Here is a 15,046-nt window from a genome sequence, read left to right on the forward strand (position 1 = left end):
AGTCAGTGTAAAAGGCTATGCGTATACGATCTGGCCTTTCTTCTCTTCTTTTTCTTTAGCAGGGGCATGTTCTTTAACACAAACATTGCGCATGATGCGGGCCATGGAAATAGAGTAATCCGTTATAATGCAGTGCTGCTGTTCGGTACTCATCAGTGCCTTGCCACCACCTAGTGTCAGCTTGTTCAGCTCGATCACTTCATCAAAATTCTGACGCAGCATTTTAAGCGCTTTAAACGAGGGCTCGTTGTAATACATCGGAATCACCTGACAGACGGCATAACTGCCTTTAGCGCGCTCCTTGGCAATCATGTTACACAAGCTGGAAGCATCCATTTTGTCCAGGTCAGAAATGATTACGAAGAATACCCTAGCCTCACTTTTGTCGGATTTGATAGCCGCATTGTTTGGCAACAGGTTACGGGACACTTTGGCACCTTTCATGAAATCTTCGTCTTTCAGAATCTTATTGTGGACCTTAAATGCCAATGCCCCAGACGCGATTAAATGAAAGTCTTTGCTTTTTGTTGTGATTTTGGAGAAGTGTAACATAATTAGAAAGGATTAAAGGGTTAAAGATCTATGATAATTTTATTCCGTGAAGTGACTTCACACAGTTATTCCTAAAAATATTGCTTTCAAGTAGTGGGTGGGGCGGTGGCAGCAACTAAGCATTCTAAATAACCGCATTAAACGATCATTTAATTATTGCTTAGTATGTAGGTGTAAATTTAATCTGATTTTGGTCCTGTTCTACACTAAACTACGAGCTTATTATTGGATACACCAATGAAAAACTTTAATAATAGTTAATAGCTTGATTATGAGTGTGAACGTAGTCTTTTAACGAGTTAATGAAACCGTTGTTTCTTATTTTAATAATTTTTATGAATATTTTGACGCAAAATAGAGATTATTTTCAAATAAATATAATCGTTAGCCATTTTCTGAGAACAATTTTATAACAGAATAATGCCCAATTCATAAAACGAGCATATTTGCTAATATCTTTGTACGTATGATGATGATTTCATTTATTCTGCGTACCTTTGCAGCCGATTTGGAATCAGTCTGATTTAAGTATAACTGGCTACACCGCTTTTTTTGAGCATAACCTGGTTGATTTTTTTTCTTGTCGGACTTCTTTTTCGTAAAGAAGGGTTTATGGACAGGCTGTCTCCAGATGTAGTGTATAAAGTTATTATAACAGAATGAACAAAATCAGATTTGACGAGCTTCCGCTATCGCCGGAAGTCCAGCGTGCTATCGCTGACATGGGCTTCGAAGAAGCATCTCCCATCCAAACAGAAGCAATCCCGGTAGTTTTAGAAGGACGCGACATTATTGGCCAGGCCCAGACGGGTACGGGCAAGACGGCCGCTTTCGGTATACCTACCATTGAGAGCATCGACGAAAACGATCGCAGTGTGCAGGCGCTTATCCTGTGCCCAACGCGCGAACTGGCTATTCAGGTAGCCGGAGAGATCCAGAAACTTATTAAGTACAAGCCAGGCATCAGCATCGTGCCTATCTACGGTGGTCAGGCTTACGACCGTCAGCTGCGTGCCCTTAAGCAGGGTGTACAGATCGTGATCGGTACGCCGGGCCGTGTAATGGACCACATCGAGCGCGGTACGCTTAAACTGGACAAGATCAAAAAGATCATCCTGGACGAAGCAGACGAAATGCTGGATATGGGCTTCCGTGACGACATCGAGTTTGTACTAAGCAAAATGCCGGAAGAGCGCCAGACGATCTTCTTCTCAGCTACGATGTCCAAGCCGATCATGGACCTGACCAAGCGCTACCAGAATGATCCGGTGATCGTGAAAGTGGTGCACAAGGAGCTGACCGTAACCAACATTGATCAGGTATACTTCGAGGTGCGCAACTCTATGAAGCAGGAAGTACTTTCCCGCATCCTGGACATGCACAACATGAAGTCGGTGATCATCTTCTGCAATACCAAGCGTATGGTGGATGAACTGGTAACCAACCTGCAGGCCCGTGGCTACTTTGCCGATGGTTTGCACGGTGACCTGAACCAGAACCAGCGCTCGAACGTGATGGGCAAATTCCGTAACGGAATGCTGGAGATTCTGGTGGCTACTGACGTAGCAGCCCGTGGTCTTGACGTAGACAATGTGGAGGCCGTATTTAACTACGACCTGCCGCAGGACGAAGAGTCTTATGTACACCGCATCGGCCGTACTGGTCGTGCCGGTAAGTCAGGTAAAGCTTTCTCTTTCGTAGCTGGTCGCTCAGATATGTACAAGCTGAAGGATATCATGCGCTATACAAAGGCTAATATCCAGTTGCAGCAGGTACCTACTTACGATGACGTTAACGAGATCCGTACCAACCTGTTCCTCGAAAAAGTGCGCGAAGTGCTCGAGAAGGGCAACCTGACCAAGCATGTGAACACCATCGAGAAGCTGGTAAACGAAGAGTATACTTCCCTTGAGATCGCAGCAGCACTTTTGAAAATGTCTTTGAAAGAAGCCAAGACAAAAGAAGCTGGCAAAGAAGCTGAAAAAGGCCTTGATGGACCGAAAGCCGGTTTTGACCGTCTCTTCATCACGATCGGTAAAAAAGACCGTGTTCATCCAAAAGACCTGATCGATTTGCTGAGCCAGAACGCTGATATACCTGCTTCTAAAGTAGGCGACATCGACCTGTATGACAAGTTCAGCTTTGTGGAAGTGCCGACCGAATACACTGCTGACATCCTGCAGAAAGTAGGTCGCATTGAAGTAGATGGCCGTATGGTGATCGTGGAGAAATCGCAGAAGAAAGAAGGCGGTGCAGCAGGTGGTGGCAGAGAAGACTTCGGCTTCAGCGATCGCGGAGCAGACCGTGGTGGTGACCGTGGCAAGCGCTTCGGCGGTGGTGACCGTGACCGCGGAGGTTTCGGAGGTGATCGTGGTGGTGACAGAGGTGGCCGTCGTGAAGGCGGATACGGAGGCGGTGGAAGCCGTTTCGGTGGCCGTGGCGACAGAGATTCTTTCAGAGGCGGTGACCGTCGCAGCAGCGGTGGTGATCGTGGCGGATTCCGCAAAAAAAGATTCTAACCGATCCAACCTGCCAACAGGCAGTGCGTATAAACATATATACAACGCTTGAAGTGTAAAAACTTTAGATTGTTAGAAAAGGCTGACTTGAAACGTCAGCCTTTTTGTTTTAAAATAGGGATTGTAATCTAAACTGTGTCATCTCTATATTTCAATTTACTGGCCCTGTTGGTGTACTGGCGTAAGTCCTTACAGCAACAGGGCCAAACTTTTGAAGTGCTTCTCACTTCAAGTCCAGCTGCATCCTGTCCCCGAACCAGATCGAGAGCTGCTGGGCCGTCTGACTCCAGTTAGCCAGCGGCATGACCCATTTTCTGCTGATGTTCTGGTGAGACAGGTAAATGAGCTTTAGCAAAGCCATGTCCGAGGGGAAAGCCCCCTTTGTTTTGGTCACCTTCCTGACCTGGCGGTGATAGCCCTCGATCGTGTTGGTGGTGTAGATCAGGTGGCGAATCGGCCCGGTGTACTTAAAGTACGTGCTCAGTTTGTCCCAGTTTCGTTGCCAGCTCTCCAGCACCTTCGGGTATTTCTTGCCCCACTTCTCCTCCAGCTCCAACAACCTGAGCTCGGCCAGTTCCTTTGTCTCAGCCCGGTACACCGGCTTGAGGTCCCGCATGAACTCCTTCTGGTCCTTGTGGGCCACGTACTTGAGGCTGTTTCGGATCTGGTGGACAATGCAGCTCTGCACCTCGGTTTGAGGAAAGACACTGCTGATGGCCTCGGCAAAGCCCTTCAGGTTATCGATGCAGGCGATGAGCATGTCGGCAACACCCCGCTGCTGCAGGTCGGTGAGCACGGAGAGCCAGAAGGCGGCCCCCTCGCTTTCGGACACGTACACGCCCAAGAGCTCCTTGTGGCCGTGGCGGTCGATGCCCAGGATGTTGTAGACGGCCCGGGAGACCACACGCCCCTCTTGTCTGACTTTATAGTGCATGGCGTCGAGCCAGACGATGCAGTAGAGCGCCTCCAGCGGCCGGGCCTGCCACTCCTTGACCTGGGGCACGATCTTCTCGGTGAGGGCGGCCAGCGTGTCATGGGAAATGTCCATGTCGTACATCTCTTTCAGGTGCGAGGAGATGTCCCGCAGGCTCATGCCCAGGCCGTACATGCTTAAAATCCGGGGCTCGAGGTTTTCGGCCAGCACCGTTTCCCGTTTTTTGATGATCTGCGGCTCGAAGCCTGCCGAGCGGTCGCGGGAGGATTCTATTTCGATCACGCCGTCTGAGGTACGAACCTGCTTCGAGACTTTGCCGTTGCGCCGGTTGCCTTTCTGCCGCTGCTCGGCGTCCAGATGCACCTCCATCTCCGCGTCCAGGGCGGCCTCTAAGAAGTGCTTCAGCAGGGGGCCAAGCGCGCCGTCTTTGCCGAAGGTGGGTTTGCCGGTCCGGAACTCTTCCAGGAACTGGCGCTTGATCTTGTCCAGATCCAAGCCGTTTTTTTCTTCCATGTGTTCTGCGTTAAAGGTAATACTCAAAAACCCTTGACACAGTTAGCATTACACCCTGTTAAAATATTTTTTCAGCGCACGTAACCTTGGCTATACCTTTCCGTTAAAGAAGGTATCATAAAAAGGTTGGAAGATTATTCTACTGTTTTACGCAGTTAGAACTGATAAGCCTGACATCAGACGGATGTCAGGCTTATTACTTTTATACCTGTCTATATCTTCCTTTACTCTGAAGGCATAAAGAAAGGAGCTTTTAAAGCTCCTTTCTTTATTATCTGTCTTTTACTATCGATCAGGCACTATCGCGCAGTGAGCGAATGTGGTCGTGTGCGTTTTTCACATCCTGGTACTGCTGCGCTATTACTGGCTTAAGTTCTCCCGGAAGGCTCTTTTCCATCGCTTCTTCGTAGGCTTTCACGGCATAGTCTTCTCCGCGCTCGCACTCTTCCAGAATACGCTTTCTGTCCTTCGATGAAAGAGCAGCTTTGATGTCGATCCAGGCACGGTGCAGGGTTCCCTCGATGGAGCTGGATTCATCGTCCATCTTACCCATTTTGTGCAACTGGTCCTGCAGTTCGGTGATCATGCTGTCGCGCTGCACAGCGTACTTGCGGAACAGGTCTTTCAGGTCTTGGTCCTCTACGTCTTCGGCAGCAGTCTTATAACCTTTTACACCATCTTTGCATCTTTCGATGAGGTGGTGTACGGTCGAGTAAACTTCTTTATTAACTTCCATAGTGATATTTTTTTAGGTTTTGTATGCAGATGTACTGCTTTCACTTGGTTTTTGTTTCCCAAATGGATATATCGCTATGCTAGGATATGGAAGCGGCCAAGGCAATGCCCGCGAGGTAGCCCGTCGTCCAGGCAGCCTGAAAGTTGAAGCCACCGGTAATGCCATCTATGTCAAGCACTTCACCGGCAAAGTATAAGCCCGGGTGCAGGCGGCTCTCCATCGTTTTCATATTGATCTGGCTCAGGTCCACACCACCGCAGGTTACGAACTCTTCTTTGAATGTAGTCTTCCCGTCCACCTCCACAGGCATCCGGAGCAGTGCTTCGACCAGCTTGTTTGTGTTTTTGGCGGGCAGTTCGGCCCATTTCACCTCTTCGCCTATACCTGCTATACCTGTCAGCGCCTTCCATAGCCGTTGTGGCAAACCGAAAAGGGGATTGGTGGTAACGACTTTCTTGGGGTGCGCCTGTCTGAAATTGTGAAGTTGTTCGCGCAGGCTTTCTTCAGTTTGATCGTGCACCCAACTCACCAGGGCCGTAAAGCGGTAATTCATGCCATGGAACAGGCGGGCTCCCCAGGCGGACAGCTTCAGCACCGCTGGTCCGCTATAACCCCAGTGTGTGATTAGCAGCGGCCCTTCGTACTCCAGTTTCAGACCGGCTATGCGCACCCTGGCCTGTGGCACTGCTATACCTTGTAATTCTTTAAGCGGCGAACCCGGCACATTGAAGGTAAATAGGGAAGGAACCGGTTCCTGAATCGGATGGCCAAGCGCCCGCAGCCAATCATAGTTCTGGCTTTTCGGATTGCCGCCCGAACTCACGAGCACACGGTCTGCCTGTACCACGTTGTTGTTACTCAGGTATAAGGTATAGCCTCCTGAATCTGGATCGATGCGCTCTACGGCTATACTATTTTTCACCTCCACACCAGCTTTGGCGGCTTCGCGTTGCAGACAGTCAATAATGCTCTGGGAATTATCTGTGACCGGAAACATGCGCCCGTCAGGTTCTGCCTTTAATTGCACGCCCCGGCGTTTAAACCACGCTACCGTTTCCGTTGCTCCAAAGGTTTTAAAAGCTTCCTTCAGTTGCTTGCCCCCACGCGGATAATGCTGCGCAAATACGGAAGGAACGAAGCAGTTGTGCGTCACATTACAACGGCCGCCACCCGATACCTTTACCTTAGACAGTAGTTTGTTACTTTTCTCCAGGATGGTAACCTGTGTCTTCGGATTGGCCTGAGCACAGGCAATGGCCCCAAAGTAGCCAGCCGCGCCACCACCTATCACTATTATCTTCATGGAGCTGAATTACTAAATTGCTATATGGTTGAATTGTTGGAGGAATCGATTACAATTTAATCATTCAACCATCTAACCATCAAAAAAACAAAGATACTAAAAGAATGCCATGGGGTCGGGGTGGGAGAAGACATAGGCCAGTTCGTATTTCAGTTTCTGACTGCTGATCAGCTTGAAATGGGTTTCCTCCATGTCTCTGAAAGTCGGGGCCTCCAGGTGGAGCGCTTTTGTAGCTGCTTCATAGAAATCCCTCCGGCTGGGATGCTCGTCGGCGCAGGCATTGTATACCTGGCCCCATTTGTCCTGCGCGATGATACGCTCCAGAATGTTCAGACAGTCCTCCAAGTGGATCATGTTAACAGGTGCATCGCCATTTGGAAGCTCGCGTTTACCGGCCAAAAATCGACCCGGCTGCCTGTTGATGCCAACCAGGCCACCAAAGCGTACGACCGTGCTTACCCAGCTCTCGCTATCCTGGAACAACCGCTCCGCTTTTAAGAGTGTATTGTCCGGGTCACGTTCATGGGTAAAGCTGGTATCTTCTTCTGTTACAATGCGGTTAAGATCCAGGTATACGGAGGTGGAAGACACAAAAAGCACCCGGCTCACCGGCGACTGTAAAAGCGCTTTGCGTAGCACCGCCATCTGCTGCAGATAACTCTCGCCGCCATCTGATCGAAGCTTGGGAGGTATGTTGAGCACCAGTACATCCGCCTGCAGGAAATTTTCAAGTGTTTTCTGCTTTAACTCCGGATCGGAAAGGTTGATCAGAAAAGGGTTTATACCTGACTGAAGCAGTATATCCAGTTTTTGCTCAGAAGTTGTGGAGCCGTTTACGCGTAGGCCTGTCCGTATAAGAAGTTCCGCCAGGGGCAGGCCGAGCCAGCCACAGCCCATCACACTGATATCAACTTTCTTTTGCATCGCTTTGGTGTTTTGGTGTTAACATTCCGTAAGCTCACTTGTTATCGATTGCGACAAAGGTAAGCCTAAATTAGTTGAAACATGCAGTACGACGTCTTACTGGTCGGTTCCGGAATTGGATCACTCTCAGCCGCTGCGCTGCTCGCCCAAAAAGGGTTGAAGGTAGTTGTGCTGGAGCAGGCCAAATACCCGGGCGGCTGCGCCTCATCCTATAAACGCAAAGGCTACTGGTTCGAGACGGGCGCTACGACACTGGTTGGTCTGGATGAGCACATGCCCCTGCGCCATCTGCTCGATGTGACAGGTATAAAACTCCCCTTACTGCAGCTTGACACCCCCATGCTGGTATACCTGCCAGATAGACAGATCCTGACACGCTATGCCAGGCTTGAGGATTGGATAAAAGAAGCCGAGCGGGTATTTGGAACGAGTGGCCAGCGTGCATTCTGGGAACACTGTTATCGGATCAGTAAGCAGGTATGGCGCACTTCGCTGGAGCAAAAATCATTTCCTTTTTCTAATGTACGGGACCTCTGGCAGGCGATGCGGCAGGTTCGGCCGCAGCAGCTTAGCTTACTGCCAGGTGCTTTCCGAACCATGGAGGACCTGCTCAGGAGGTATGGCTTGCTGGACAACAAACTGTTTGTTGACTTTGTAAACGAGCAATTGCTGATCACGGCGCAAAATCACCTGGAGGAAGTAAACGAACTATTTGGTACCACCGCCCTTTGCTATACCTTGTTTGGCAACTACTATGTAGAGGGCGGCATGATCGCACTGGCCCGGGCGCTGGAGCAATACCTGCACAGCAAAGGCAGTACCATCCTGTACCGACGAGACGTGAACCAGATTATACCTATATCAGACGGTTATGAAGTAAGTTGTATGGCAGGCACCTACTGTGCCCGTTTTGTTATCAGTGGTATTCCGCTGAACGATACTTACCAATTGTTTCAGGATGAAAAAACAAGGCAAAAGTTAAAGCCATACCTGCTGCTATCCGGGAAACTGAATGGTGCTTTTACCATGGCTATCGTGCTTCGCAACACACCTGCTATACCTGTGCTTCATCACCAGATACACGTGCCGGAGGGTTTGCCTGTTATCGGGAGCAAGAGCTTCTTCGTCAGTTTCAATCATCCAAAAGACACAAAAAGAGCACAGGAGGGAGAGCGGGTTGTGGCTGTGAGCACACACGTACCTGATCCGGCAGCGCTTCGGATTAATGACAAAAGGCAACTCCAAGAGGCGATCATCAACAAAATGGAAGCCTTAGGAATGCTTAACCGCCCAGACATTCTATACCTGGATTCAGCCACTCCCGGCGCCTGGATCTTCTGGACGCAAAGAGCTTATGGCATGGTGGGAGGCTACCCGCAGTACCGCGACATCAAACCCTGGCAAATGAAGGACGCACGACTAGACCACAAAGGTGCCTACGTATGCGGAGATTCTGTTTACCCTGGACAGGGGATAGTGGGAGTCTGCCTGAGTGGTATCATTGCGGCAAATAAGCTACTGCAGGATCATTTTTAAGGGTATAGCAGGCACTCAAAAGGATCAATAGCTTCACACGGCTTAATAAAAAGTCCCCGGCTGTTTCAGTCAGGAATTTTTTATTGGTTCAGTTTTCGACTACCATGGTTTTAAGCCCTGCAATTTCGCCGCCTGGTGTGCGGCCCAGTATGAGGACCAATTTCTGGGTTTCGCCGACGAGGTATACCTTAACGTCCTGTAACAGTTCGCGCAGTTTTATCTCCAGGTTTTGAAAGCGATTGGCTTGCTCTATACCTGCTTCACCCGCTTCCGGACTAGCATGAACCATGTTGCGGAAAAAATGCTCCAGTTCCATTTCCTCCACCGGGTATTCGGCGGGCATAGCGGCCAGCTTCAGTATTGTCTCTTCGTCGAGCTTTTCGTCTTTGAAGTTTTCGGCCTGGTAGAATTCAAAAGGGGCGTCGGTTTCGCTTAACATGAGCAGGCCATCGGTTGCCGCCTTCAGTTCTGATTCAATTTGTTTTAGATCCATAGTTTTAAGTGCTTCTGCAAAAGAATGCTTCTTTTACTCTTATTCTCGCCTTAGGTTCTTATCTTTAGCTAGTCAGCCCTGACTATTTATACGTTAGCTTTTTAAAACAAACAAAATAAGACGATGAAGGCAGAACCAATGCTGAAAGAAGGCGCCCTGAAAGGCAAAACCATTGTGGTAACCGGTGGCGGTACCGGCCTTGGCCGCTCCATGACAAAGTATTTCCTGGAGCTCGGCGCCAATGCCGTAATCTGCAGTCGCAAACAGGATGTGCTCGAAAAGGCAGCCGAAGAGCTGATGCAGGAAACCGGCGGTCAGATATTAGCCGTTGCCTGCGATGTGCGCAAATACAACGAAATTGAAACCATGCTCCAGGCCACGCTCGACAAATTTGGCAGGGTAGATGTGCTGGTCAACAATGCGGCCGGCAACTTCGTGAGCCCCACCGAACGCCTCAGTCACAAGGCTTTTGATGTGATCACCGACATTGTGCTGAAAGGCAGCTACAACTGCACGCTTGCACTGGGCAAACACTGGATTGAGCAGAAGCAGGAAGGAACCATCCTCAACATCGTAACCACCTACGCCTGGACCGGTTCCGGCTATGTAGTGCCTTCGGCCTGCGCCAAAGCCGGTGTGCTGGCCATGACACGTTCGCTCGCTTCCGAGTGGGCCAAGTACGGCATCCGCTCCAACGCCATCGCCCCCGGACCTTTCCCGACCGAAGGTGCCTGGACCCGCCTTTTCCCGAAACAACTCGCTGACAAACTTGATCCGGTGAAGCGTATACCTGTCGGCCGTTTTGGCGAGCATCAGGAACTAGCAAATTTGGCCGCCTACCTGGTGTCGGACTACGCTGCGTTTGTAAATGGCGAAGTTGTGACCATAGACGGAGGCGAGTGGCTGTACGGTGCAGGTGAGTTTAACTCCTTCGACCAGATACCGCAGGAAATGTGGGACGCTATGGAAAAGCAGATGAGAGGGAAGGGTTAATTTATTTAGTGAGCGAATTAGGAGTGACAAAGGAAGAAGTCTTTGTAGGGACAGGTCGAGCACTGGCAATCCTTTACGAATCGGCACTGTATACCTGATGCCGTCTTTCTACATAAACTCTTCTGCGTCATTCCATTCCTGGATCGCATAATATCTATTTTATTCCCACCACCGTGGGAGATTGTGGTATTGTCTCTGCAAATACAAAAATCCCTGGACTACTCAGTTAGGAGTGGCCCAGGGATTTTCTTTAATGGCTATACCTTAAATTCTCAGCAGCAAGCTTTTTATGGCGTTGACTGTTTCATCGGGTTCTACTCCGAGTCCTTCAGCCTGGTGGATGATCTCACCATTTACATTTAACACTGAGATAATGTTAGAGTGGGAGATTTCCCCGTCTAGTTCTACTTTGTATTTCATGTTTAAAAGGGCGGCAAGCTCACGGATATTGTCCTGTTCGCTGGTGAGTAGCGTCCAGCGTTGCGGGTCCAGGTTATTGGACTTAGCGAACTCAAACAGCCGTTCCGGCGTGTCGCGGGCCGGGTCCATGGTTACCAGCACGATACCGATGTCATCCTGCTTGTACTGTTCCAGCCCCATTTCAATGCGTTTGAGGTCTGCAACAATGCGGGGACAGGCGTAGCCGCAATGGGTATAGATCATGGCTACCAGCCGCACCTTACCCTGGAATTCCCGCAACTTCAGTTCCTCACCGCGCTCGTTATGCCAATCAGATTCCAGTTGGTAAAGCGACATATCCGTCAGCGCGGACGTAGGTATAGCGAGGCTGGATGTGCCATCCGGTAGTGCATCAGCGGCCAGAGGTTTCGTGCAGCAGCTGTCTTCTTCCAGCGCCACTTCCTGCTGGCAGGCTGTGAGACTAAAAGCGATCAACGAGAACAGGTATAAGGTATAGCGTTTCATAACAATCAGATTATTTTTTAGCTGTAGTCTTTGCGGGTACATCCTGCGCGCATCGGAAGCCCAGGTTAGCCACGGTATAGTTGGCTTTGAGGCTGGAGCGAAAGGCGTAGCGCATAAAGGCTACATAATTTTTCACATCACTAGCTCCGGTCGAACCGGCTCCGCAGAACAGTTGCCTGTCCAGGCTGGCGTTTTGTCGGGATTCACCCACAATCAGGGCGGAGTTGAAATCAGAGGTCCATTCCCAAACAAGTCCAATCATTCCGTAGAGCCCGTAATAATTCTTGAAGGTGTTCTGCACAGGAGGCAGGTACTTCGGATTTGGCTGGCTGTACCAGTCGAGACTGCGCTGGTAAAAGCTGGGCTCGCTGGAGGCGTCCTTTTTCGTTTCGCTTGCTAAGGCGGCAAATTCCCATTCGTTTACGGTAGGAAGTCGCTTGCCCTGGCACTCGCAATAGGCTTTGGCAGCAAACCACGACACGTTGATAACCGGGCTGTCTTTGAGTTTATCAGCATTAGAACCAACTCCGAGTTCAGAACCCCAATGCTTCAGGTAACCGGCATCAGCAAAAAGTGCTTTTACGTCCGACTTCCGCCATTTCGGGTATTCGGCCACAAAGGCCTCGTACTGTGCGTTGGTGACCGGGTACTTATCCATTTGGAAGCCCTGCACCGCCACTGCCTGATTGTTGCTGCCGTAAAGCGGCACAAAAGTGCCTCCCTTCACATGAACCATGTCGGCGGGAGTGCCCTTTTGTGCTTGTGCTATACTACAGGCTCCGAGCATCAGCAAGATTGTCAGAAGTCGACGCATGATTGAAAAGCGTATTTTGGTTAGTGCTTGTAATTGTCTTTGGCTTTCTTCACCTGCTCTGGTGTGATCTCGCCACCTTTGTTGCCCCAGTTGTTCACTACATAGGTCATCACGTTAGCGATCTCTTCGTCAGACAGTTTCAGCTTCGGCATGGTGCTGTTGTATACCTCACCGTTCACTTTAATCTGTCCTTCCAGACCGTGAGCTACCACCCCGATGGAGCGATCTATGTCGGCATTCAGGTAGTCAGACTTGGCGAGTGGAGGGAAGGCTCCTTTGATGCCCTGTCCTTCTGCCTGGTGACAGGCTTGGCAGTTCTGAGCGTACAGGGTTTTGCCTAGCTCTATTCGCATGTCCTTGTTGGAGGCAAAAGCTGCTTTCGGTGTGTTAGACTTCGGCATTTCCTGCACGGTAGAGCCTTCTGGCAGGTATATTTTCTGCTCGGTCTGTCCTGAGAAGACGGCCAGGTTGTCCGATCCTTCTACTTTCAGCATACCTAATGCTCCTTTGTTGAATGTTCTGAAGATGGAGTGATCAACCAGGACATAGTTGCCCGGTACATCTACTTTAAATTCTGTGATAGCAGAACCACCGGCAGGTACAAGGGTGGTCTGTACGTTGGTGTTTGTGTTGGAACCGCCTTCAGGGTGTACTTTGTCGAAGATTTCACCGATGACGTGGAAGCTGGACACCAGGTTAGGACCACCGTTGCCCACGAAAAGGCGTACTTTATCACCTACTTTAGCTGTGATGGCATTGTCGCCTGTCATGGCGCCTACAGAACCGTTGAACACCACATAAGATGGTCTTTCGTCCAGTGCCTTCTCCATATCAAAAGGTTGCAGACCAGGCGCTCCAAAGGCTCCCTTGGTGTAGAAGTCGCCCTGCATCACATAGTACTCCTTATCAACCGGTTCCATACCTTCTTCAGGCTCCACCATGATCAGGCCGTACATACCGTTGGCAATGTGCATACCTACCGGAGCCGTAGCGCAGTGGTACACGTACAGACCAGGGTTTAGGGCTTTGAAATTAAATACCGTTTCCTGGCCAGGCGCTGTGAAAGTAGCAGCCGCGCCACCACCAGGGCCGGTAACGGCGTGCAGGTCAATGTTGTGCGGGTTCTTGCTGTCGGGGTGGTTCATGAGGTGAAACTCTACCTCGTCATTTTGACGCACGCGGATAAACTTACCAGGCACTGAACCACCGAAGGTCCAGAAGGTATAGTCAACACCATCGGCCAGTTGCTTTACAACTTCTGTTACTTCCAGACGCACCACCACCTTAGCTGGGTGCTTGCGGGTGATAGGGGCTGGTACAAGTGGGGCATCTGTCAACTCCGCTTCGATCACGGGCATCTCAGCAGGAGCGGCCGTTTCGTTGAGGGAGTTCAGAATCTCAGCATTTGTGGTTTTGGTGCCACAAGATGATACAAGGCCGAGGCAAAAAATGCCCACCATAGCCAGCCGTAATGCTTTGGGTAAATGTGACCGTTTCATAAGAATAGCTGTTAGAGTGTCTTTATGTTCACAAAAGAACACCATGTACTCTTCTATTCTTATGACGGTAGTCAGCGCCAGAAGTGACTTATGTCACCTCAATACTGCCTGCGAAAGGATATGGCGCTATTGCCCTATACCACCAGCCTGTGTTTTCTTTACCTTCAGTAAGTGGCGCATGTGCTGTAAACTCAATTCGAGTATATCTTCATCCGGGCTTACGTATACGTCAGGGGCCATACCGTAGGTGTCAATCGGTTTTTCGGCCACGTCACGGGCTCGAAGGGTAGAAGGGTAGCGCAGATCAAAGCAGCCGATACTTTTGGTTAGCACCATAAAACCATCGACAATGCCGGCCGTGTTCTGTCCATACAAGATCACTTTGTCGCTTTGGCGGGCTCTGTAAACAAAAGTCTCGCCGGAACTGATCGTTTTCCCGTTTATCAGCACAGCCACTTTTTGTTTAGGTGCATAAAGGGTATCGGGCTGGTAGGTGCGGGCATATTTTTCCTGATTATACCAGAACATGGTGTTCCTTAATGACATCACGTAATCATACTCTGCCTTATCGGCCTTGTCCATCTTCTCAGGATCTTTGCCAGCCAGCAGCGATTTTAAATTGCCCTCCGACAGCCAGGTGCCAATGTTGGGGATCTGTACAGGACCAGATAATACATAAGGCAGCACAGGCAGGTATACAGCGTCGTTTCCGCCATTATTGTCCCGCACATCGATGATGATGAATTCTGCTTTGATCAGTTCCTGGTGATGGGCTTTGAGGAGACTGTCAACAAAGGAGGGTTGCTTCTCATAGAAGTTCGGGAAGCGTATGTAGGGCACATCACCCTCTAGCATCCTGAAGTGAAAGTCGCTGTTGCACTAAACCTTCGGTAGCTGGTTTTAAAAAGCAGCGGATAAGCGTTACCTTTTGATTCAAACTTATTCCTTACATAAAGATGAAAAAAAAGAGCCTACCCTTATCCAGACTGCCTGTACTAATGTAGCGGGATTCAGCGAGCTTTACGAGAAGTTTTCCAAAAAAATCACCGTCGCCGGCCGCGGCCAGAGCACCCTCAAAAACTACGCCCGCCACCTGGCCAAAGTAGCCCTGCACTTTAACTGCCTGCCCACCGAGCTGGACTCGGATCAGATCAACGACTACCTCTACCTGGTAAAGCGGGAGCACAACACCCCCTCCGACGCTTACTTCAAGTTCACCGTCTACTCCCTGCGCTACGTCTTCCGCATGGAGGGGCTAAAGGACAAGCGCATCGAGCTGCCCGCCCTCAGGGGCAACAGGAAGCTC

14 protein-coding genes and 1 pseudogene are annotated in these 15,046 nt (G+C 50.0%); 5 read left to right on the forward strand and 10 right to left on the reverse strand.

The genetic code is table 11. The features are described from left to right. Positions 1-15 precede the first annotated feature (15 nt). Positions 16-552: a hypothetical protein gene (locus K3G39_RS02540; protein WP_220624575.1), complete on the reverse strand. Its 537-nt coding sequence runs from the start codon at positions 550-552 to the stop codon at positions 16-18. A gap of 659 nt (positions 553-1,211) precedes the next feature. On the opposite strand from K3G39_RS02540, the gene K3G39_RS02545 reads away from it, so the two are divergent. Beyond that, on the forward strand, positions 1,212-3,071 hold the full coding sequence (locus tag K3G39_RS02545; protein ID WP_220624576.1) for a DEAD/DEAH box helicase: 1,860 nt from the start codon (positions 1,212-1,214) through the stop codon (positions 3,069-3,071). Between the two features lie 223 nt (positions 3,072-3,294). On the opposite strand, the gene K3G39_RS02550 is transcribed toward K3G39_RS02545, so the two are convergent. After that, a complete protein-coding gene (locus tag K3G39_RS02550; protein ID WP_370627180.1) occupies positions 3,295-4,494 on the reverse strand; it encodes an IS256 family transposase in 1,200 nt (399 codons plus the stop codon). Between K3G39_RS02550 and K3G39_RS21125 the strand changes: the two genes are divergently transcribed. Then, positions 4,402-4,602 (forward strand): hypothetical protein, encoded by a 201-nt coding sequence (locus tag K3G39_RS21125; protein WP_370627181.1) that lies wholly within the window; start codon positions 4,402-4,404, stop codon positions 4,600-4,602. The two genes, K3G39_RS02550 and K3G39_RS21125, sit on opposite strands and share 93 nt — an antisense overlap. 208 nt (positions 4,603-4,810) lie before the next feature. On the opposite strand, the gene K3G39_RS02555 is transcribed toward K3G39_RS21125, so the two are convergent. The 3 genes from K3G39_RS02555 to K3G39_RS02565 form a co-directional block, all read right to left on the reverse strand. Then, positions 4,811-5,254 carry a PA2169 family four-helix-bundle protein gene (locus K3G39_RS02555; RefSeq protein ID WP_220624578.1) on the reverse strand — a complete coding sequence of 148 codons (444 nt, stop codon included), beginning with the start codon at positions 5,252-5,254 and terminating at the stop codon, positions 4,811-4,813. A gap of 79 nt (positions 5,255-5,333) precedes the next feature. Continuing rightward, positions 5,334-6,557 (reverse strand): NAD(P)/FAD-dependent oxidoreductase, encoded by a 1,224-nt coding sequence (locus K3G39_RS02560; protein WP_220624579.1) that lies wholly within the window; start codon positions 6,555-6,557, stop codon positions 5,334-5,336. Between the two features lie 96 nt (positions 6,558-6,653). Beyond that, the gene (locus K3G39_RS02565) at positions 6,654-7,481 is read right to left on the reverse strand and encodes an SDR family oxidoreductase (protein WP_220624580.1); all 828 of its coding nucleotides are present in this window, start codon (positions 7,479-7,481) and stop codon (positions 6,654-6,656) included. A gap of 81 nt (positions 7,482-7,562) precedes the next feature. Between K3G39_RS02565 and K3G39_RS02570 the strand changes: the two genes are divergently transcribed. Beyond that, positions 7,563-9,017: an NAD(P)/FAD-dependent oxidoreductase gene (locus K3G39_RS02570; RefSeq protein WP_220624581.1), complete on the forward strand. Its 1,455-nt coding sequence runs from the start codon at positions 7,563-7,565 to the stop codon at positions 9,015-9,017. Between the two features lie 88 nt (positions 9,018-9,105). On the opposite strand, the gene K3G39_RS02575 is transcribed toward K3G39_RS02570, so the two are convergent. Next, positions 9,106-9,510, reverse strand: coding sequence for a nuclease A inhibitor family protein (locus K3G39_RS02575; RefSeq protein ID WP_220624582.1), 405 nt, complete (start codon positions 9,508-9,510; stop codon positions 9,106-9,108). A 123-nt stretch (positions 9,511-9,633) separates the two neighbouring features. Between K3G39_RS02575 and K3G39_RS02580 the strand changes: the two genes are divergently transcribed. Further along, positions 9,634-10,503 carry an SDR family oxidoreductase gene (locus K3G39_RS02580; RefSeq protein ID WP_220624583.1) on the forward strand — a complete coding sequence of 290 codons (870 nt, stop codon included), beginning with the start codon at positions 9,634-9,636 and terminating at the stop codon, positions 10,501-10,503. A 264-nt stretch (positions 10,504-10,767) separates the two neighbouring features. Here the strand turns inward: K3G39_RS02580 and K3G39_RS02585 are convergent, their stop codons facing one another. The 4 genes from K3G39_RS02585 to K3G39_RS02600 all read right to left on the reverse strand — a co-directional run bounded on the left by K3G39_RS02585 (position 10,768) and on the right by K3G39_RS02600 (position 14,595). Continuing rightward, positions 10,768-11,427: an SCO family protein gene (locus K3G39_RS02585; RefSeq protein WP_220624584.1), complete on the reverse strand. Its 660-nt coding sequence runs from the start codon at positions 11,425-11,427 to the stop codon at positions 10,768-10,770. A 10-nt stretch (positions 11,428-11,437) separates the two neighbouring features. Continuing rightward, positions 11,438-12,241 carry a formylglycine-generating enzyme family protein gene (locus K3G39_RS02590; protein ID WP_255593807.1) on the reverse strand — a complete coding sequence of 268 codons (804 nt, stop codon included), beginning with the start codon at positions 12,239-12,241 and terminating at the stop codon, positions 11,438-11,440. A 20-nt stretch (positions 12,242-12,261) separates the two neighbouring features. Next, a complete protein-coding gene (gene nirK / locus K3G39_RS02595) occupies positions 12,262-13,740 on the reverse strand; it encodes a copper-containing nitrite reductase (RefSeq protein ID WP_255593808.1) in 1,479 nt (492 codons plus the stop codon). A gap of 126 nt (positions 13,741-13,866) precedes the next feature. Further along, positions 13,867-14,595, reverse strand: a complete 729-nt coding sequence (locus K3G39_RS02600) for a S41 family peptidase (RefSeq protein WP_220624585.1) — start codon at positions 14,593-14,595, stop codon at positions 13,867-13,869. A gap of 73 nt (positions 14,596-14,668) precedes the next feature. Between K3G39_RS02600 and K3G39_RS02605 the strand changes: the two are divergent. Beyond that, positions 14,669-15,046: pseudogene (locus tag K3G39_RS02605) on the forward strand (hypothetical protein); the annotation flags it as partial.

The sequence above is a fragment of the Pontibacter sp. HSC-14F20 genome, from assembly GCF_019599265.1.
GTDB lineage: Bacteria > Bacteroidota > Bacteroidia > Cytophagales > Hymenobacteraceae > Pontibacter.

Coding starts and splice junctions, on each gene's coding strand:
- K3G39_RS02540 (WP_220624575.1), bottom strand. CDS start 552: ATGTTACACTTCTCCAAAATCACAACAAAAAGCAAAGACTTTCATTTA.
- K3G39_RS02545 (WP_220624576.1), top strand. CDS start 1,212: ATGAACAAAATCAGATTTGACGAGCTTCCGCTATCGCCGGAAGTCCAG.
- K3G39_RS02555 (WP_220624578.1), bottom strand. CDS start 5,254: ATGGAAGTTAATAAAGAAGTTTACTCGACCGTACACCACCTCATCGAA.
- K3G39_RS02560 (WP_220624579.1), bottom strand. CDS start 6,557: ATGAAGATAATAGTGATAGGTGGTGGCGCGGCTGGCTACTTTGGGGCC.
- K3G39_RS02565 (WP_220624580.1), bottom strand. CDS start 7,481: ATGCAAAAGAAAGTTGATATCAGTGTGATGGGCTGTGGCTGGCTCGGC.
- K3G39_RS02570 (WP_220624581.1), top strand. CDS start 7,563: ATGCAGTACGACGTCTTACTGGTCGGTTCCGGAATTGGATCACTCTCA.
- K3G39_RS02575 (WP_220624582.1), bottom strand. CDS start 9,510: ATGGATCTAAAACAAATTGAATCAGAACTGAAGGCGGCAACCGATGGC.
- K3G39_RS02580 (WP_220624583.1), top strand. CDS start 9,634: ATGAAGGCAGAACCAATGCTGAAAGAAGGCGCCCTGAAAGGCAAAACC.
- K3G39_RS02585 (WP_220624584.1), bottom strand. CDS start 11,427: ATGAAACGCTATACCTTATACCTGTTCTCGTTGATCGCTTTTAGTCTC.
- K3G39_RS02590 (WP_255593807.1), bottom strand. CDS start 12,241: ATGCGTCGACTTCTGACAATCTTGCTGATGCTCGGAGCCTGTAGTATA.
- nirK (WP_255593808.1), bottom strand. CDS start 13,740: ATGAAACGGTCACATTTACCCAAAGCATTACGGCTGGCTATGGTGGGC.
- K3G39_RS02600 (WP_220624585.1), bottom strand. CDS start 14,595: ATGCTAGAGGGTGATGTGCCCTACATACGCTTCCCGAACTTCTATGAG.